This is a genomic window from Clostridium sp. OF09-36 (assembly GCF_003481985.1).
Classification (GTDB): domain Bacteria; phylum Bacillota; class Clostridia; order Lachnospirales; family Lachnospiraceae; genus Brotaphodocola.
Genome location: NZ_QUMD01000002.1, coordinates 203468 through 222628, shown reverse-complemented (window position 1 = coordinate 222628; position 19161 = coordinate 203468). Strand labels below are relative to the sequence as shown.

Genomic DNA, 19161 nt, shown 5'->3' with positions numbered 1-19161 from the left:
AATTACCACTCCGGAGGAAACACTGGAGGGTGAATTTATTTACGGTATGGTGACCAATACGATCAGCGTGGGAGGCTTTAAGGGACTGGTGAACCAGGATGTGGCCCTGAATGACGGCTTATTTGAAGTGCTCCTGATCCGCACACCGAAAACACCGCTGGAGCTTAGCGGTATTGTGACCGGTCTTTTAATGAAAGAGGAAGAGAAGAGCGAGCTGGTATATAAATTTAAGACCAGCAGGCTTCATATTGAGGCGCAGGAGCCTGTAGACTGGGTGCTGGATGGAGAGTTTGGCGGAAGCAGGACAGAAGTTTCTGTGGAGAATCTTCCGCGCCAGATCGAGATTTTGTGCCCTCAGGCAGGAAAAAGCCGCACAAGAAAAGCAGAAGGCAAAAATACGGGAGCATGAAAAAAATCCCGTGAATTATGAAAATAATTGTTGAAATCTGACACCGGATATTATATAATGATACGTTGTGTAGGCTTTCGTAAACCTTCAACTGAAAGGATGTTACTGTGGAAAAAGACAATTTTTTAGATAAGCTGAAAAAGCTGGTAGAAGTTGCCAAAACAAAGCATAATGCATTGGACATCACCGAGATCAATGACTTCTTTAAAGGGGAGAATCTTAGTCCTGAGCAGATGGAGCAGATTTACAGCTTCCTCGAGGAAAAGAATATTGACGTAGTCCCTGTTATTGACGATGCTGCCCTTGCAGAAGACAATCTGCTTCTCGATGACGACGATGTAGATATGGACGACAGCTTCATGAAAGACTCCGAGGATATTGAGTACGATGCGGTAGATCTGCTCGAGGGAATCGGCACTGAGGATCCGGTCCGTATGTACTTAAAGGAAATCGGAACAGTTCCGCTTTTGACAACGGAAGAGGAGCTGACTCTCGCGAAGCGTAAGGCAGAGGGTGACGAATATGCAAAGGAGCGCCTGATCGAGGCAAACCTGCGTCTGGTAGTAAGTATTGCAAAGCGTTACACCGGCCGCGGCATGAGCTTCCTTGACCTGGTACAGGAGGGAAACCTCGGCCTGATCAAAGGTGTAGAGAAGTTTGATTATACAAAAGGATACAAACTGAGTACATATGCGACTTGGTGGATCAGACAGTCTGTAACCCGTGCACTTGCGGATCAGGCACGAACGATCCGTGTTCCGGTGCATATGGTTGAAACAATTAACAAAATGTCCAAGATGCAGCGTAAGCTGACTCTTGAGCTGGGCTACGAGCCATCTGTTGCTGAGTTAGCAGATGCACTGGAAATGTCGGAAGACAAGGTTATGGAGATCATGCAGATCGCCAGGGAGCCAGCATCCCTTGAAACCCCGATCGGTGAGGAAGACGATTCCAACCTGGGCGATTTCGTGGCAGACAACAGTGTTGTAACCCCGGAGGGCAATGTCGAGTCTGTTATGTTAAGAGAGCATATCGATGCACTGCTTGGAGACTTAAAGGAGCGTGAACGTGCTGTTATCGTGCGCCGCTTTGGTCTTGAGGACGGTCATCCGCGCACTCTGGAGGAGGTTGGCAAGGAGTTCAACGTAACGCGTGAGCGTATCCGCCAGATCGAGGCAAAGGCTCTCAGAAAGCTGCGTAATCCGGTCAGAAGCAAACGGATCCGCGATTTCCTGTAAGGCGATTTTACAGTTGCCGGCACATGTATGTGCAACCGGTACTAATAGAGACAGGAGAAATTATGAACCGCAGAAATTACCAGCGTGAGCTGGAAGCAGTCATAAAAGAAAATGAGGGCAAGAGCCGGGTTCCCCGGCTCTTGTTGCATAGTTGCTGCGCACCCTGCAGCAGCTATGTGCTGGAATATTTATCAGATTATTTTGAGATCACGGTATTTTATTATAATCCCAATATTTCTCCGGCGGAGGAATATGAAAAGCGTGCAGCGGAGCAGCAGCATCTGATCCGGGAATTGCCGGTAAAATATCCGGTGCAGCTTATCGTTGGTGCATATGAGCCGGAGCGCTTCTATGAGATCAGCCGGGGGCTGGAAACAGTTTCGGAGGGTGGGGAACGCTGCTTTCGCTGCTACCGCCTGCGTCTGGAAGAGGCGGCTAGAATGGCGGCAGAGGGTGGTTACGATTACTTTGCCACAACGCTTACCATCAGCCCGTTAAAGAATGCCGGGAAGCTCAATGAGATCGGGGAGGAGTTATCCGCCATTTACAAGGTGGAGCATCTTCCGTCTGATTTTAAAAAGAAAAACGGCTACAAACGCTCTGTAGAGCTTTCAGCAGAGTATGGACTTTACCGGCAGAATTACTGTGGGTGTGTCTTCTCAAAAAGGGAACAGGAGCTGCGGGAAAGAGAAACGAAAAAAGAATCACAGATGGCTACAATGCCTTGACACTTGTCGTGATTTGTAATAAAATTTATACAGATTGAAACTAATTCTAAAGGAGACGTGAACTATGCTTAGTAAGAATTTAACAGTTGTAAATCCGTCTGGACTGCACTTAAGACCGGCAGGAGTTTTATCCCAGACCGCTATGAAATTCAAATGTGATGTCATCATCGAGTGTGGCGAGAAAAGAATCATTGCAAAGAGCGTATTAAACGTAATGGCAGCAGGCATTAAGTCCGGCACCGAGATCACCCTGATCTGCGACGGCGAGGACGAGGCAGCAGCTATGGAGACCGTAAGCAAGGCAATTGAGAGCGGTCTTGGCGAGATGTAAGTCTTCTTAGTACACATAAAGAAATGTAGAAAAGGTATTTTCCGGAACGCAATTCTGGAAAGTACCTTTTTTCTTTCATGGGAAAATGCGTCTTATGAAACAATTCTTTTTCCGTGCACTTCATATCTGGGAGGTACCAGTGATGTGCGGTTGATGAAACAAATACGGAAAATTGACAGACAAAATGTGAATATATAGGATAATGACAAATAATCTGTCAATTTAAAATAAAAAAGGAATTTACAAATGAGAAAAAGTGTAGTATTATCGTAACAGCTTAAAAAGGCAACACAAAAAATCATTACATAAAGCAAAACGCAAGGGTGCGGAAATTCGAAAAAGAATTTTCGTGCCCTGTTTTCTTTCACAGGAAATACATCTTGTGAAAGAAAACAATTGCGTTGCTTACCAGGGATGCGCAAATGACGCGTCTGCTGATTTTTACAGGAAAGGAAATGATTATGGACAGCGATCAGAGAACCTTAACAAAATCCCCCAACGAATCTGCTTCCCAGACCGTTCTTCCGGGTCTTTACGATCCGAGCTTTGAGCATGACAACTGCGGTATCGGTGCCGTAGCCAATATCAAAGGCATCAAGACTCACCGCACCGTGGAGCAGGCCCTCCACATTGTAGAGAATCTCGAGCACCGCGCCGGTAAAGACGCGGAAGGAAAGACCGGAGACGGTGTCGGTATCATGCTGCAGATCTCCCACAAATTCTTTAAGAAGGTAACAAAGCCGCTTGGCATTGAGCTTGGTGATGAGCGCGAATACGGCATTGGCATGTTCTTCTTCCCCCAGGATGAGCTTGCCAGAAACCAGGCCAAAAAGATGCTGGAGGTTATCGTCCAGAAAGAGGGACTGAAGTTCCTCGGCTGGAGAACTCTTCCAATTCACCCGGAGAAGATCGGTGACAAGGCCGTTGAAAAAATGCCTTACATTATGCAGGGCTTCATCGGAAAGCCAGCAGATGTGGAGAAAGGACTGGATTTCGACCGCCGTCTTTATGTAGCGCGCCGTGTGTTTGAGCAGAGTAACGATGACACCTATGTCGTATCCATGAGCAGCCGTACCATTGTATACAAGGGTATGTTTCTGGTAAAAGAGCTGCGCCAGTTCTTCGAGGATCTGCAGGATAAGGATTACGAGTCTGCGATCGCAACCGTGCATTCCCGCTTCAGTACCAACACCAATCCGAGCTGGATGCGTGCCCATCCGAACCGCATTATCGTACATAATGGTGAGATCAATACCATCCGTGGCAACGTTGACAAGATGATGGCGCGTGAGGAGAACATGGAAACAAAGTTCTTCAAATCCGATATGTACAAGGTACTGCCGATCATCAATCAGGAAGGTTCCGACTCTGCGATGCTGGACAATGCCCTGGAGTTCATGGTCATGAGCGGTATGGAGCTGCCGATGGCAGTTATGATCCTGATCCCGGCTCCGTGGCAGCATGACCGGTTCATGCCGCAGGAGGTAAAGGATTTCTACCGCTATTACGCAACCATGATGGAGCCGTGGGATGGCCCTGCATCCATCGTGTTCAGCGATGGCGATGTCATGGGTGCCGTGCTGGACAGAAACGGTCTGCGTCCGTCCCGTTACTACATCACGGACGATGACCAGGTGATTCTGGCTTCCGAGGTTGGCGCGATCGATATTGACCAGTCCCATGTTATTAAGAAAGAACGCTTACGCCCGGGCAAGATGCTCCTCATCGATACCGTGAAGGGTGAGCTGGTCGGCGACGAGGAGTTAAAGCTGCGCTATGCATCCCGTCAGCCGTACGGGGAGTGGCTGGATTCCCAGATGGTAGATTTAAAGGATCTTCCGATCCCGAATAAGGGTGTGCCGGAGCTTTCTAAGAAGCAGCGTGCACAGCTGCAGAAGACCTATGGTTACACCTACGAGCAGTATAAGACCATGATCTTGCCGATGGCATTGAATGGTGCCGAGGCGGTATCTGCCATGGGTGCTGACAGCCCGCTTGCCGTGCTTTCGAAAAAACATCAGCCGCTGTTCAACTATTTCAAACAGCTCTTTGCACAGGTAACGAACCCGCCGATCGATGCGATCCGTGAGGAAATCGTAACATCCACCACGGTTTATGTCGGCGAGGAAGGCAATGTTCTGGAGGAAGCTCCGGAGAACTGCCACATCTTAAAGGTGGATAACCCGATCTTAACCTGTACCGATCTGTTAAAGATTAAATATATGAAGAAACCGGGATTTAAAGTAGAAGTGATCCCGATTACCTATTACAAGAATACGTCCCTGGCCAAAGCCATTGACCGGTTATTCCTGGAGGTAGACCGTGCGCACCGCGACGGCGTCAACATCATCATCCTGTCTGACCGTGACATCGATGAAAACCATGTGCCGATCCCGTCACTCTTAGCGGTATCTGCCCTGCAGCAGCATCTGGTAAAAACCAAGAAACGTACTTCCATGGCAGTCATCCTGGAGAGCGGCGAGCGAGAGAGGTACATCACTTTGCAACCCTGCTTGGCTTTGGTGCCAGTGCCATCAACCCATATCTGGCGCAGGAATCTGTTCATTACCTGATCGAGACGAAAATGCTGGATAAGGATTATTATGCAGCTGTCAACGATTATAACTCGGCAGTGCTTCACGGCATTGTAAAGATCGCTTCTAAGATGGGTATTTCCACAATCCAGTCCTACCAGGGTGCACAGATCTTTGAGGCGATCGGTATTTCCAAAGAAGTCATCGACAAGTACTTCACCAACACGGTCAGCCGTGTGGGCGGCATCACGCTGGAAGACATCGCAAACGACGTGGATGTGCTGCATTCCACTGCATTTGACCCGCTGGGACTGGATGTAGATCTGACGCTGGAAAGTGTGGGAAGTCACAAGGAGCGTTCCGGCCAGGAGGAGCATCTGTACAATCCGCGCACCATTCATCTGCTGCAGCAGGCGGCATGGACCGGAAATTATGAGATCTTCAAAGAGTACAGCCATGTGCTCAATGAGGAGGAGCAGACCATCAACCTGCGAAGCCTGATCGATTTTAATTTCGATGAGAATGGCGGCATCCCGATCGATGAAGTTGAGAGTGTCGATTCCATCGTAAAGCGCTTTAAGACCGGTGCAATGTCTTACGGCTCCATTTCCCAGGAAGCACATGAGACGCTGGCGATCGCCATGAACCGTCTGGGCGGCAAGTCCAACACCGGTGAGGGCGGCGAGAGTCTGGACCGTCTGGTTCCGGGAGCGAAGAACAATAACCGCTGTTCTGCGATCAAGCAGGTGGCATCCGGACGTTTTGGCGTAACCTCCCGTTATCTGGTCAGTGCACAGGAAATCCAGATCAAGATGGCGCAGGGCGCAAAGCCTGGTGAGGGCGGACAGCTTCCGGGCGGAAAAGTATATCCGTGGGTGGCAAAGACCCGCCACTCCACAACCGGTGTCGGCTTAATTTCCCCGCCACCGCACCATGATATCTACTCCATCGAGGATCTGGCCCAGCTGATCTATGACTTAAAGAACTCAAACACCCGCGCAAGGATCTCTGTCAAGCTGGTATCCGAGGCTGGTGTTGGCACCGTGGCAGCCGGTGTTGCAAAGGCAGGCGCACAGGTTATCCTGGTATCCGGTTTTGACGGCGGTACCGGTGCAGCGCCGAGAAACTCCATCTACAATGCCGGACTTCCGTGGGAGCTTGGCGTGGCTGAGGCACACCAGACCCTGATCATGAATGGCCTGCGCGATAAAGTCATCCTTGAGACCGACGGTAAGCTGATGACCGGCCGTGATGTGGCGATCGCCTGCATCCTGGGTGCGGAGGAATTTGGCTTTGCGACCGCTCCGCTTGTTACCATGGGCTGCGTCATGATGCGTGTCTGCAACCTCGATACCTGCCCGGTCGGCATTGCGACCCAGAACCCGGAGCTGAGAAAACGCTTCAAGGGCAAACCGGAGTATGTTGTAAACTTCATGCACTTTGTGGCACAGGAGCTGCGCGAATACATGGCAAAGCTGGGTGTCCGCACCGTAGATGAGCTGGTGGGACGTACCGATCTCTTAAAGAAGAAGGAACATATTCCGTCTGAGCGTGCAAACAAAGTGGATTTAAGCAATATCCTTGACAATCCGTATGAGGGTGTGCATTTCCGCGGCTATCGCGATAAGCTGGAATACGACTTCAAGCTGGATCAGACGATCGATGAGCAGGTATTCTTAAAGCAGTTAAAGACTGCCCTGAACAAGGGACAGAAGAAGAGCCTCCAGATCGATGTCTCCAACGTAGACCGTACCCTGGGAACCATCTTCGGTTCGGAAATCACCAGACAGTATCCGGACGGACTGCCGGAGGATACTTTCACGATCCAGTGCAACGGCAGCGGCGGACAGAGCTTTGGTGCGTTCATTCCGAAGGGGCTTACCCTGGAACTGGTGGGCGACAGCAACGACTATTTCGGCAAGGGCTTATCCGGCGGTAAGCTGATCGTATATCCGCCAAAAGCAGCAAACTTTAAGGCAGAAGAAAATATCGTCATCGGCAACGTGGCTCTTTACGGAGCGACCAGCGGCAAGGCGTATATCAACGGTGTCGCAGGTGAGCGTTTCTGTGTCCGAAACTCCGGTGCAACCGCCGTCGTAGAGGGTGTTGGTGACCACGGATGTGAATATATGACCGGCGGCCGCGTGGTTGTACTCGGACAGACCGGAAAGAACTTTGCAGCCGGCATGAGCGGCGGTATTGCTTATGTGCTGGATGAAAAACGCGATTTTTATAAGCGCCTGAACAAAGATCTTGTTTCCCTGGAGGAAGTAACCAACAAGTACGATGTCCAGGAATTAAAAGAGATGATCCAGGAACATGTGGCATATACCAACTCCGAGCGCGGAAAAGAAATTCTGGATCACTTTGGCGAGTACCTGCCGAAATTCAAGAAGGTAATGCCTCATGACTACCGCCGAATGATGAATACCATTGTGCAGATGGAAGAGAAGGGCTTAAGCAGTGAGCAGGCGCAGATCGAGGCATTCTACGCAAACCAGAGAAAGTAAGGAGGAGTAACGATGGGAAAGCCAACAGGATTTTTGGAATATGACAGAGTAAACGGCAAGGCGGCAGAACCACTGGAGCGCATCAAGAATTTCAATGAGTTCCACACTCCTTTGACCGAAGAACAGCAAAGAAAACAGGGTGCACGCTGCATGGAATGCGGCGTCCCCTTCTGCCAGTCCGGCATGATGATGAACGGCATGGTATCCGGATGCCCGCTCCATAACCTGGTGCCGGAATGGAATGATCTGGTATACACCGGCAACTGGGCGCAGGCCTACAACCGCTTAAAGAAGACCAACAGCTTCCCGGAATTTACCAGCCGTGTCTGCCCGGCTCCGTGTGAGGCAGCCTGCACCTGCGGCTTAAACGGAAGTCCGGTCAGCATCAAGGAAAATGAGCACGCCATCATTGAGAAGGCATACGAGACCGGCAAGGCAGGTCCGAGACCGCCGAAGCTGCGTACCGACAAAAAGATCGCCGTTATCGGTTCCGGTCCGTCCGGACTGGCTGCGGCAGACCAGTTAAATAAGCGCGGTCATAATGTAACCGTGTTTGAGCGGGAAGACCGGGTTGGCGGACTTCTGATGTACGGCATTCCGAATATGAAGCTGGAAAAGCAGATTATTGACCGTAAGATCAACGTGATGAAAGAAGAGGGCGTGACCTTTGTCACCGGGGCCAATGTCGGAAAGAACTACAAGGCAGCAAAGCTCTTAAAAGAGTATGACAGTATTGTGCTTGCATGCGGAGCCTCCAACCCGAGAGACATCAATGTGCCGGGGCGTGACGCAGAGGGTATTTACTTTGCGGTAGATTTCTTGAAATCCACCACAAAGAGCCTGTTAAACTCTAATTTAGAGGATGGCAATTATATCTCCGCGAAGGATAAGCATGTCATCGTCATCGGCGGAGGTGATACCGGAAATGACTGCGTCGGAACCGCGATCCGTCATGGCTGCGCATCCGTGACCCAGCTGGAAATGATGCCGAAGCTTCCGGAAAAACGCGCCGAAAACAACAGCTGGCCGGAGTGGCCGCGCATCTTAAAGACCGATTACGGCCAGGAAGAGGCCATTGCCGTGTTTGGTCATGACCCGCGCATCTACCAGACAACCGTGAAAGAGTTTGTGAAGGATGAGAGCGGGAAGCTGGTAAAAGCCATCTTAGTGAGCCTGAAAGCCGAGAAGAACCCGGAGACCGGACGCATGTCCATGGTGCCGGTGGAGGGCTCCGAGAAGGAAGTACCGGCAGATCTGGTGCTGATCGCAGCAGGATTTTTAGGTGCCCAGACATATGTAGCCGATGCATTTGGTGTCGAGTTAAATGCACGCACCAACGTGGCGACCGAAGCCGGGAAATACGCAACGAATGTCGAGAAAGTCTTCACGGCAGGCGATATGCATCGCGGACAGTCCCTGGTCGTATGGGCCATCCATGAAGGCCGCGATGTGGCAAAAGAAGTGGATAAATATCTGATGGGATATACGAATCTGGCGTGAAAAGCAGTGGATGTGCCACAGGCACCTCCCGATATGCAATGAAAGAAAAAGAAACAGGATCAGGCATTTTGATTTTGCCTGGTCCTGTTTTTGTTTGGTGATGCTGCGCACAGCACAGCCTATTCAGCATCTTCATGTGCATGGTCATAGATTTTCTGGATTTCGTCCGGTAATTTGTCCGGCATCATAGCGTGGATCCGATCTTCATTTCCGTCTGCGATCGCCTGATCGTAATACCAGCATTTGAAACGGAGCATATCGAGCACGCGCTCCATTTTTTCGATTTCTTTTTCTGCTGAGGCTTTCTGCTGTTCAAAAAAGGATTTGCGTTTCTGGTAGGTAGCCGGTCCCTCGGCGCACCATTCCATAAACTGTTTAATATCTTTTAATTCTACACCGGCACGTTTCAGACATTCGATGAGGTGCAGCGCGTCAATCTCACGCTGACTGAAGCGGCGAATGCCGGAGGTACGCTCTAAATACGGGAAAAGTCCTTCCTTATCATAATAGCGTAAGGTGGAGATGGGAAGGTGGAACATCTCCGATACCTGTCCGATGGTATACATGTACATTCTCCTCTATATAAAAATAAATGATTCAAACCTAAAGTTATAGTTAAGGTTACGATAGCATGGGGGAGAAGAAAAGTCAACCATTCTCTTAAGCAGGAGTAAACGGTTAGTACTCAAGAAATGCCTGAAATATCAGTAAACGCTTGACGTAAAGTCAACTTTAGGGGATATAATACACAGCAGAGGGTGGAAATATGCCCGCGTGGATTTCAGAGAAGAACAGGAGGATGATTTGTATGGTAAAACAGACAGCAGGCAGAGACGCCTTAAATGATTTCGCACCGAAATTTGCACAGTTAAACGACGATGTTCTTTTTGGTGAGGTATGGTCCAGAGAGGACAAGCTTTCCTTAAAGCTTCGTTCCGTAGTCACCATTTCCGCACTGATCGGAAAAGGCATTGTGGACAGCTCTTTAAAATATCATCTGGAGAGTGCCAGAAAAAATGGCGTAACGAAGACCGAGATGGCTGAAATCCTGACCCACATCGCATTCTACGCAGGCTGGCCGAATGCATGGGCTGCATTCCGCATGGCAAAGGAAGTATACCAGGATGACTGCAGCAACGAGGAGCACGGCGGCTTTTTCGGACAGGGTGAGCCGAACACGGCTTATGCAAAATACTTTATCGGAAACAGCTATTTAAAACCGCTGACCGATCCGAAAAAGACCGTATTTATCGCAAACGTAACCTTCGAACCGGGATGTCGCAACAACTGGCACATTCATCACGCAAAATCCGGTGGCGGACAGCTTCTTGTCTGCGTAGACGGCGAGGGCTGGTATCAGGAAGAAGGAAAACCGGCACAGAGCTTAAAGCCGGGGGATGTCGTTACCATTCCGGCAGAGGTAAAACACTGGCATGGTGCAAAGGCCGGAAGCTGGTTCTCCCATCTGGCAGTTGAGTGCCCGGGCGAGGAGACCTCCAATGAATGGCTGGAGCCGGTAACCGATGAAGTATATGAAAAACTGGGAGAATAATCAAAGGAGGAAAACATCATGGCAAAATCATTAGTAGCATATTTTTCAGCAAGCGGAGTGACCGGAAAAGTGGCAGAAGTGCTCGCTAAAGCAGCAGGCGCAGACCTTCATGAGATCAAACCGGCAGTGCCGTATACCAGTGCGGATTTAAACTGGATGGATAAAAAGAGCCGCAGCAGTGTGGAAATGGCAGACCCGTCTTCCAAACCAGAGATCGCGAATAAAGTAGAACATATGGATCAGTATGATACCGTATTTGTTGGATTCCCAATCTGGTGGTATGTTGCACCGACTATTATCAACACGTTTCTGGAGCAGTATGACTTCTCCGGCAAGAAGATCGTGCTCTTTGCAACCTCTGGCGGAAGCGGCTTTGGAAAGACGGCCTCTGCATTGAAAAACAGTGTTTCCGCATCGGCCCAGATCGTGGAAGGCCGCCTGTTAAACGGAAGAGTCCAGGAAGCCGAGTTAAAAGACTGGGTAAAGACGCTGTAAAGAAGTTGTAAGTATTCTGAAAAATCAAGAAGCATTGGCATGAAAAGCTGACAAAAAACACCTGGTATTTTGACATTGCACCGGTGAATGGCTGGTATTCCCACAGACAGCTTGTGATTGCCAGCATTGTGTGCGTGACGATGGCAGCATTTATCGCGATTTCTTTTATGCAGACAGAAATGTGCCATTACCGGGAAGCCATCTATATGGAAGAAACCAGAAAATCGGCGTAGGAGATCCGGCATTCTGCAGAAGAAGCGCGGGCAGCCAATGCGTCAAAGACCAGTTTCTTATCGCGCATGAGCCATGATATCCGGACACCGCTCAACGGTATCATTGGTTTGCTGCAGATCAATGAAAAACATCCAGATGATCCAGGTCTGATCGAGAGCAACCGCAAAAAAATCCTGGTAGCGGCAACTGCATCAAATACAATCATGTTGGTGGAAGCGTCCGCTCAACGTTTCACAGTCTTGGCACATCAGATGACGGCAAGACCGTTACCTATCAGTGGGTAATCACCGATACCGGAATCGGTATGAGCAAAGAGTTCCTGAAGCATATCTATGAGCCATTTGCACAGGAACATTCGGATGACCGGAGCATCCGTCAGGGCACCGGACTTGGCATGGCGATTGTAAAGGGACTGGTGGAACAGATGCAGGGAAGCATTGAGGTACAGAGTGAAGTTGGTGTTGGCTCTGTCTTTATCATCACGATTCCATTTGAGATTGCAGAGGAAGCAGGAGGGAAGGACGAGTCTTGTGCACAGAATTACCAGATAAACGGACTGCATTTGCTGCTGGCAGAAGATAATGAACTGAATGCGGAAATTGCAGAAACGCTTCTGTGTGATGAAGGCGCAGCAGTGACGATCGTTCATGATGGAAAAGAGGCATTGGATTTGTTTTTGTCGCAGCCGGCTCATACGTTTGATGCAATTTTAATGGATATGATGATGCCGAATATGGACGGGATCACTGCAACCAAAGAAATCCGTGCAGCCAGTGTAATGCGGCCTGATGCCGGACAGATTCCGATCATTGCTATGACTGCAAATGCGTTTGATGAAGATGCAAAGCGATGCACCGATACAGGCATGACTGCGCACTTATCGAAACCGCTTCAGATGGAAAAAGTGATTCGCATCATCGCACAGTGCTGCGGAGAAGCGGATGTACAAATACAAACAGTTACGGATTGCTAATGGTGAAAATGGCAATGAAAAATGGAAAATTGAAAAAGTAAGGCAATGAAAAATTGGCGGTCCGCTAAAAAAACGCTTGACAGGAGAATGGTCATCTTATATAATGTTGTTATTGCATGAGCAATACATACAATTTATAAAATGGCCTGGTGGCTCAGCTGGTTAGAGCGCCGCCCTGTCACGGCGGAGGTCGTGGGTTCGAACCCATCCGGGTCGTTATTTTAGAGGAGTCTTTTGCGGACTCCTCTTTTTATTTTAAAATTAGTTCGGGTTTTGAAATTCCCTCACAAAAAAATCCCGATTCTCTCACAAAATGAACACATTCTCCTGATATGTTTATAAAAACGAAAGACCGATTCAGAGAGGTCGGTATCGGCAGATGAAATGTATACGTTTTATGAGGCAAATACGGAGAGCTTCGATCATATGACTCCGATGGTGAACATCAGCGGAACCGTAAAAAACGGCACGGATTCCATGACGGCTACATCCATAAACGGTGTCAGTGAGGATTATCTTGGCATCAAAGACTGGAGCCTGAGTTATGGGCGCAATATCCAATATCCGCATATGCCTCCGATAAAGCCGTGGAAACCGTATATCTCGGCGCGCCGGAGCATGTCTGGTGGGAGACTGACACCACCGGAAAGTGGTCTTCTGTGAAGAAAGCCCATGAATACCAGGTGAAACTATACATTGCGGACAATGTGGAGCGGGAGGAGGACAACTGGCGCAAGGTGGATTTCGATGATGAAAGCCTGGAGGAAGCCGAGTGTGTGATGACCAGGCGCACCGGAGAAACCTCCTGCAATTTCAGTGCCTACATGAATGATCTGCACACCTATTTCTTTGTTGTGCGTGCAACTCCCAAAATCAGCGAACAGGCCTACGTCAAAGCCGGCTCCTGGACAGGTTCCCCGGATGTGGACTACCGGGCAAAACAGATGATCGGCTATACAGATGGAAAATGGCGCAATTACCTGGAAGGAAGCCGCTACCAGCTGGTAGACGGAACGTATCTGGAAGCTGGCTGGCAGCTCATCGAAGCCAGCTGGTATCTGTTCGATGAGCAGGGATACCGTCTTATCGGCTGGCAGGAACGGGACGGGAAAAAATACTATCTCGGAGACAGTGGCCAGCTGGCAACCGGCTGGTTTGTCTGGAATGAAAACTGGTATTACGCAGATTCAGACGGCGTCATGCAGATCGGATGGATCATGACAGAACTGGGAAAATATTATTATATGGATGAAAATGGTATATGGATAGAAGATAAAGAGAAGGACGTTGATGTGTGAGTCGGCGTCCTTTTTGCTGTTCAGAGAAGTTCATGTCTGTGACCGGCAAATTTTTTATCATGTATTCCGGGAAAGCTGTATTCAGATTCAATAGAATATCCCGCCACTTTGTGGTATGATAATATAACGAGCGCAAGAGAGCCGGAAACGTGCTTGCACGTTTCTGGCGAACGGCGAGGCAATCGAGTGACGAAGTCACGAGAACGAGCGCACAATATAAAATTAAGGGGGAACGCTATGAACCAGAATCCATTTGGGGGACAGGATCCGTTCGATTTTCTGCGCAGGCAGATGGAAGAACAGTTAAAACAGAAGCAGCAGAGCCAGCGGCAAAAAACAAACAAAACCAGCTGGCAGAACCAGGGAGAGGCGGGAGGAAAGCCAGACGGCAGTAAAGAGCAGGAACCGGAGCGTTTCGATTCCGACGGCAATCCGGTAAAAAAGAAAAAGAAGAAGCTTAAGCTTTTTCGGAATGCAGGAACAGCAGTGGTGGTTCTGGTCGTGGCATTTGCTGCCATGAACAGCTATTACATGCTGGATGAAGAAAATTATGCTGTGGTGACGACACTTGGAAGTCCGCAGGCCGAGTCACAGGCCGGCCTGCATTTTAAGATTCCGTTTATTCAGAATGTCCGTATGGTTTCCAAGGGAATCAAAGGCATGCCGATCGGCTATATCCCGGAAACCAGCGAGTCCGTGGATGAGGAATCCATCATGATCACCAAGGACTTCAATTTCGTTAACACGGATTTTTATCTGGAATACATGGTCAATGATCCGGTAAAGTATCTGTACGCTTCTTCAGACCCGGAGTCCACGCTGAAAATGCTGGCGCAGTCTTATATCCGCGACACGGTTGGCATTTATAATGTGGACGATGTCATCACCACTGGAAAAGCCGTGATCCAGTCAGAAATCAAAGAAAAACTGACCAACCGCATGATCGCGGAGGATATCGGTCTTTCAGTGGTCAATATCACGATCCAGGATGCATTCCCGCCGACCGATGAAGTCTTAAGCGCATTCAAAAACGTGGAAAACGCAAAGCAGGGAAAAGAAACTGCGATCAATAATGCCAATAAGGACCGGAATGAGAAGATTCCGCAGGCAGAGGCAGAATGCGACCAGATCATCAAGAACGCAGAGGCAGAAAAAGAAGCCCGCATCAATGAGGCGCAGGGACAGGTAGCGCGTTTTGAGCAGATGTATACTGAGTACAGCAAGTATCCGCTCATCACCAAACAGCGTATGTTTTACGAGACGATGGAGAATGTGCTTCCGTCCATGAAGGTTTACATTGTGGATGAGAGCGGAACCCAGAAAATGCTGCCGTTGGACAGCTTCACTTCAGCCATGCAATCTTCAGCAGCAGGAGCGGGGATTTCAGACGGTACTGCGTCTAAGAACAGCGGTGCATCCGGCAATAGCAGCACATCCGGTAGTGGCAGCGTATCCGGTACTTCTGGCAGTGCTGGAGTACAGGATAACACGGAAGGAGGAAACCAGTGATGAAGAAAATCGTAAAAGCTTTTAGCGGCCTGATCCTTTTTGCAGCATTGTTTGTGGCAGGAAGTGCATTGGTCATCACCTATCCGGACGAGTATACGATCGTGCGCCAGTTCGGCGAGATCGTGCGCGTGGTTGATACACCTGGTGTATCCGTGAAAATCCCGCTGATGCAGACCAGCTCTACCATTCCGCGTGCGCTGCAGATTTATGATATCCCGAAATCGGATGTCATCACCAAAGATAAAAAGAGTATGATCGCAGATGCTTTCGTACTTTGGAAAATATCCGATCCGGTCCTGTTTACCCGCCATTTAAACGGGCAGGTAGCACAGGCACAGTCCCGCATCGCAGCCTCCGTCTTTTCCTCTATGAAATCCGTCATTTCCAATATGGATCAGACCGAAATCATCGAGAACCGCGATGGAAAGCTTGCGGAGGATATCAAGGACAACATCGGTACCTCACTGGATGGCTACGGCATCGAAGTCCTGGCCGTGGAAACGAAATCCCTGGACATGCCGGACGACAACAAGCAGTCCGTGTATGACCGCATGATCTCCGAGCGAAACAACATTGCGGCATCTTACACCGCACAGGGCAATTCTTCCGCGCAGAAGATCAAAAACGATACCACGAAAGAAGTATCAGTCATGAAGTCAGAGGCAAATGCAGAGGCAGAGAAAATCAAGGCTGAGGGCGAGGCGCAGTACATGCAGATCTTGTCCAATGCCTACAACGATGCCAGCAAGGCAGATTTTTATAACTTTGTCCGATCCCTGGATGCAGCGAAAGCATCCTTAAAGAACGGAAACAACACCCTGATCCTCGACAAGAGCTCGCCGATCACGCAGATCTTCTACGGATACTAAAATAAACAATATCACACAGTAACGAACGAGGGCCGAAAGGTTTCGTCCCCGCCATTCGGCGGGGACGGAACCTTCCGGCCCATTTGTGTTTACTGTGAGATATTGTTTACTGCAGCTCCGCCTCCACATCCGGGAACATGCCTACGGAGCGTTTCAGGATCCCGTGCACCTGTGCGATGCAGATTCCGTAATTGGTGACCGGTACGTTTTGCGCGACGGCGTGTGCAATCCGGGACTTCATTTCTCGCTCGTTCAGCATGCAGCCGCCGCAGTGGACAACCAGCGCGTAAGGAGACAGATCTTCCGGAAATTCCCCGCCGGAGGTGAACACGAAGTTTAATTCCTTTTTGGTGTAGCTGCGGATCCAGGCGGGCAGCTTTACGGTTCCAATGTCACCGCACTGCCGGTGGTGGGTACAGCCTTCGGAGATCAGGACCGTGTCACCGTCCTTCAATTTGTCCAGCTGTGCTGCTCCGTGTACGGCTTCTTTTAAGTCTCCTTTGTAACGGGCAAAGAGAATGGAAAATGAGGTCAGCGGGACATCGGAAGGCGTTTCCTGATCCACTTTTTTGAATGCCTGGGAGTCGGTGATGACCAGTGCCGGTTTTTTTGCAAGAGAATGTAAGGTCTGGGACAGCTCGGTTTCCCTGGTGACCACAGAGATGGCACCGGATTCCAGTACATCGCGGATGGTCTGCTGCTGGGGCAGGATCAGGCGTCCCTTTGGGGCAGCGGAATCGATCGGGACGACCAGGACAACCAGGTCTTGTGGCCGGATCAGGTCAGCGACAATGCGCTTTTCATCACTTTCAGAAGAAACAGCGTTCGCTAGCTTTCCGATCAGTTCTTTCAGCTCCTGAATCTGATCGCCGTTTTTGGCGCTGACGCAGATCTCGTTTTCTTGCTTTGCATATCGAGGATGTGCCGGTGGCATGTTCGCTGATTTTGCGGAGAGCGGAGTGGTGATGAGGTCCGCTTTGTTGTATACCGTGATATGGGGCAGCTTTTTCTCATCGAAGAGCTTCAAAAGCTCCTTGTCAGCCTGCTGCAGTCCTTTTTCTGAGTCCACTACCAGAATGGCAATGTCGGTTTTATCGAGAACCTGCAGGGCACGTTTTACACGCATTTCCCCCAGTGCTCCCACATCGTCAATGCCTGGCGTGTCGATGATGACAACTGGGCCGATGGGCAGAAGCTCCATGGCTTTCTGGACCGGATCGGTCGTGGTGCCTTTGGTTTCAGAGACCAGAGACAGGCTTTGCCCAGTCACAGCGTTGACAACGCTGGATTTTCCGGCGTTGCGCAATCCGAAGAAGCCGATGTGAACGCGTTCGGCGGATACTTTATCATTCAGACTCATGATTTTTCCTCTTTTCCTATTATGTTGCAGCCCGGCAAAGAAAACCGATTCTTTTCCGGGCTGTTTTGTTTCTGTGCATATCAAGAAGACACCAGTGGCGCATCCGCTGCCTGGTTATGCTTACTGTCGGAATTTTCAGAACCGGAAATCCCGGCGGCTGGATGCCTTGATATCTTCGATATTTTTTCTTGCAATCTCACGCACCTTTTCCTTTGGAATCTTTTCCAGTTCTTTTTCAATCAGTGCAAATCCATGTTGTTTCGTTTCCTCGCTGGCATAATCTACCAGATATTCGGTCAGGGTCATCAGTGCATTCGGATGGCAGCAGTTTAAAATCTGGCCGTTTTTGCACAGGCTCATAAAGCGGTCGCCGGTGCGGCCTTCCCGGTAGCAGGCGGTGCAGAAGGACGGAATGAAGCCGAGCTGCATCAGCCAGTCGACAACCTCATCTAAGGAGCGCTGGTCAGAAACATCGAACTGCTCGGAATCGTGCGGGCGTTCTTCCTCACAGTAGCCGCCGACGGAGGTTCTGGAAGCACCGCTGATCTGGGAAACACCCAGCTGCAGCATTTTTTCGCGTACCTCCTGGCTCTCTCTGGTGGAGATGATCATGCCGGTGTATGGGACCGCAATGCGGATGCAGGCTGCAATTTTTTCAAAAATATCGTCGGAAAGGCTGTTGTCAAACGCATCCGGGTCAATATCATCGGCGTGCTTAACACGCGGAACGCTGATGGTGTGCGGGCCGACACCATGCACGGCCTCCAGGTGCTCGGCATGCATCATCAGTCCGGCAAATTCGTACTGGTATCCTTCCAGGCCGAATAAAACGCCAAGACCGACATCATCGATCCCGCCTTCCATGGCGCGATCCATCGCTTCGGTATGGTAGTCATAGTTGTGCTTCGGGCCAGTCGGATGCAGTTCTTCGTAGCTCTTTTTGTTGTAGGTTTCCTGGAACAGGATGTAGGTGCCGATTCCGGCTTCCTTTAATTTCCGGTAGTTTTCCACGGTCGTAGCCGCAATGTTGACATTGACGCGGCGGATATCGCCGTTTTTATGGTGGATGGAGTAGATGGTCCTGATCGATTCCAGAATGTACTCGATTGGGTTGTTGACCGGATCTTCCCCAGCCTCGATGGCTAATCGTTTGTGCCCCATATCCTGCAGGGCGATGACTTCCTTTTTGATCTCCTCTTGGGTCAGCTTGATGCGGGCAATGTGCTTGTTCTTCATATGGTAAGGACAGTATACACAGCCGTTCACGCAGTAGTTGGAGAGATAGAGAGGGGCAAACATGACGATGCGGTTGCCGTAGAAGGCCTGCTTGATCTCTTCTGCCAGCTGGTACATTTGGGCAACCTTTTCCGGAATGTCGCAGGCAAGGAGAACGGATGCCTCACGGTGAGAGAGTCCGGCACAGTGCGTTTGGGTGCCATCAGCACTTTTGACGGGTCTTGCTTTTGCCAGGATCTCATCGATCAGGGCGATGTTATGTTTGTTTTCCTCCGCGTAGCGGATGGTGTCGAGGATTTCCCCGTGGTTGATAAATTCCTCTGCTTTTAAAGATTTTGGGTTGTAGATAGCCATATTGTTTTCTTCCTTTCTTTGCGGTTGGAAG

At 49.8% G+C, this 19161-nt stretch carries 16 protein-coding genes, 1 tRNA gene and 1 pseudogene; 15 read left to right on the top strand and 3 right to left on the bottom strand.

Translation table 11 applies throughout. The features are described from left to right. The first annotated feature begins 516 nt into the window (after window positions 1-516). The 5 genes and pseudogenes from rpoD (at window position 517) to DXA97_RS02770 (ending at window position 9250) form a co-directional block, all read left to right on the top strand. Window positions 517-1647 (top strand): RNA polymerase sigma factor RpoD, encoded by a 1131-nt coding sequence (rpoD, locus tag DXA97_RS02790; protein WP_118718495.1) that lies wholly within the window; start codon window positions 517-519, stop codon window positions 1645-1647. A gap of 62 nt (window positions 1648-1709) precedes the next feature. After that, window positions 1710-2375 (top strand): epoxyqueuosine reductase QueH, encoded by a 666-nt coding sequence (locus DXA97_RS02785; RefSeq protein ID WP_118718494.1) that lies wholly within the window; start codon window positions 1710-1712, stop codon window positions 2373-2375. A gap of 64 nt (window positions 2376-2439) precedes the next feature. Beyond that, window positions 2440-2706, top strand: a complete 267-nt coding sequence (locus tag DXA97_RS02780; RefSeq protein WP_118533218.1) for an HPr family phosphocarrier protein — start codon at window positions 2440-2442, stop codon at window positions 2704-2706. A gap of 461 nt (window positions 2707-3167) precedes the next feature. Continuing rightward, window positions 3168-7750 (top strand): annotated as a pseudogene (gltB, locus tag DXA97_RS02775) (glutamate synthase large subunit). A gap of 12 nt (window positions 7751-7762) precedes the next feature. Beyond that, on the top strand, window positions 7763-9250 hold the full coding sequence (locus tag DXA97_RS02770; RefSeq protein ID WP_118718493.1) for a glutamate synthase subunit beta: 1488 nt from the start codon (window positions 7763-7765) through the stop codon (window positions 9248-9250). A 119-nt stretch (window positions 9251-9369) separates the two neighbouring features. Here the strand turns inward: DXA97_RS02770 and DXA97_RS02765 are convergent, their stop codons facing one another. After that, window positions 9370-9816 carry a MerR family transcriptional regulator gene (locus tag DXA97_RS02765; protein ID WP_118718492.1) on the bottom strand — a complete coding sequence of 149 codons (447 nt, stop codon included), beginning with the start codon at window positions 9814-9816 and terminating at the stop codon, window positions 9370-9372. A gap of 242 nt (window positions 9817-10058) precedes the next feature. Here DXA97_RS02765 and DXA97_RS02760 point away from each other — a divergent pair, with 242 nt between their 5' ends. The 10 genes from DXA97_RS02760 (at window position 10059) to DXA97_RS02725 (ending at window position 16180) form a co-directional block, all read left to right on the top strand. Then, window positions 10059-10802 carry a carboxymuconolactone decarboxylase family protein gene (locus DXA97_RS02760; RefSeq protein WP_118718491.1) on the top strand — a complete coding sequence of 248 codons (744 nt, stop codon included), beginning with the start codon at window positions 10059-10061 and terminating at the stop codon, window positions 10800-10802. Between the two features lie 18 nt (window positions 10803-10820). Continuing rightward, complete coding sequence (locus tag DXA97_RS02755; protein ID WP_118718490.1) at window positions 10821-11297, top strand: flavodoxin; 477 nt, start codon at window positions 10821-10823, stop codon at window positions 11295-11297. An 83-nt stretch (window positions 11298-11380) separates the two neighbouring features. Continuing rightward, the gene (locus DXA97_RS20005; RefSeq protein WP_154106744.1) at window positions 11381-11530 is read left to right on the top strand and encodes a hypothetical protein; all 150 of its coding nucleotides are present in this window, start codon (window positions 11381-11383) and stop codon (window positions 11528-11530) included. Window positions 11531-11596: 66 nt separating this feature from the next. Further along, on the top strand, window positions 11597-11815 hold the full coding sequence (locus tag DXA97_RS20660) for a histidine kinase dimerization/phospho-acceptor domain-containing protein (RefSeq protein WP_243107535.1): 219 nt from the start codon (window positions 11597-11599) through the stop codon (window positions 11813-11815). Continuing rightward, window positions 11722-12504, top strand: coding sequence for a response regulator (locus tag DXA97_RS02750; protein WP_243107543.1), 783 nt, complete (start codon window positions 11722-11724; stop codon window positions 12502-12504). The genes DXA97_RS20660 and DXA97_RS02750 overlap by 94 nt, the downstream gene beginning before the upstream one ends. 143 nt (window positions 12505-12647) lie before the next feature. After that, window positions 12648-12720 (top strand) — tRNA-Asp (locus DXA97_RS02745). A gap of 168 nt (window positions 12721-12888) precedes the next feature. Next, a complete protein-coding gene (locus DXA97_RS02740) occupies window positions 12889-13167 on the top strand; it encodes an ABC transporter permease (RefSeq protein WP_118718489.1) in 279 nt (92 codons plus the stop codon). Continuing rightward, the gene (locus DXA97_RS02735; protein WP_118718488.1) at window positions 13164-13802 is read left to right on the top strand and encodes a hypothetical protein; all 639 of its coding nucleotides are present in this window, start codon (window positions 13164-13166) and stop codon (window positions 13800-13802) included. Before DXA97_RS02740 ends, DXA97_RS02735 begins: the two co-directional genes overlap by 4 nt. A gap of 237 nt (window positions 13803-14039) precedes the next feature. After that, window positions 14040-15311 carry an FtsH protease activity modulator HflK gene (gene hflK, locus DXA97_RS02730; RefSeq protein WP_243107534.1) on the top strand — a complete coding sequence of 424 codons (1272 nt, stop codon included), beginning with the start codon at window positions 14040-14042 and terminating at the stop codon, window positions 15309-15311. Next, window positions 15311-16180, top strand: coding sequence for a protease modulator HflC (locus DXA97_RS02725; RefSeq protein WP_118718487.1), 870 nt, complete (start codon window positions 15311-15313; stop codon window positions 16178-16180). Before hflK ends, DXA97_RS02725 begins: the two co-directional genes overlap by 1 nt. A 106-nt stretch (window positions 16181-16286) precedes the next feature. On the opposite strand, the gene hydF is transcribed toward DXA97_RS02725, so the two are convergent. Continuing rightward, complete coding sequence (gene hydF, locus DXA97_RS02720; RefSeq protein ID WP_118718486.1) at window positions 16287-17540, bottom strand: [FeFe] hydrogenase H-cluster maturation GTPase HydF; 1254 nt, start codon at window positions 17538-17540, stop codon at window positions 16287-16289. A 135-nt stretch (window positions 17541-17675) separates the two neighbouring features. Next, window positions 17676-19130: a [FeFe] hydrogenase H-cluster radical SAM maturase HydG gene (hydG, locus tag DXA97_RS02715; RefSeq protein WP_118718485.1), complete on the bottom strand. Its 1455-nt coding sequence runs from the start codon at window positions 19128-19130 to the stop codon at window positions 17676-17678. Window positions 19131-19161: the final 31 nt, after the last annotated feature.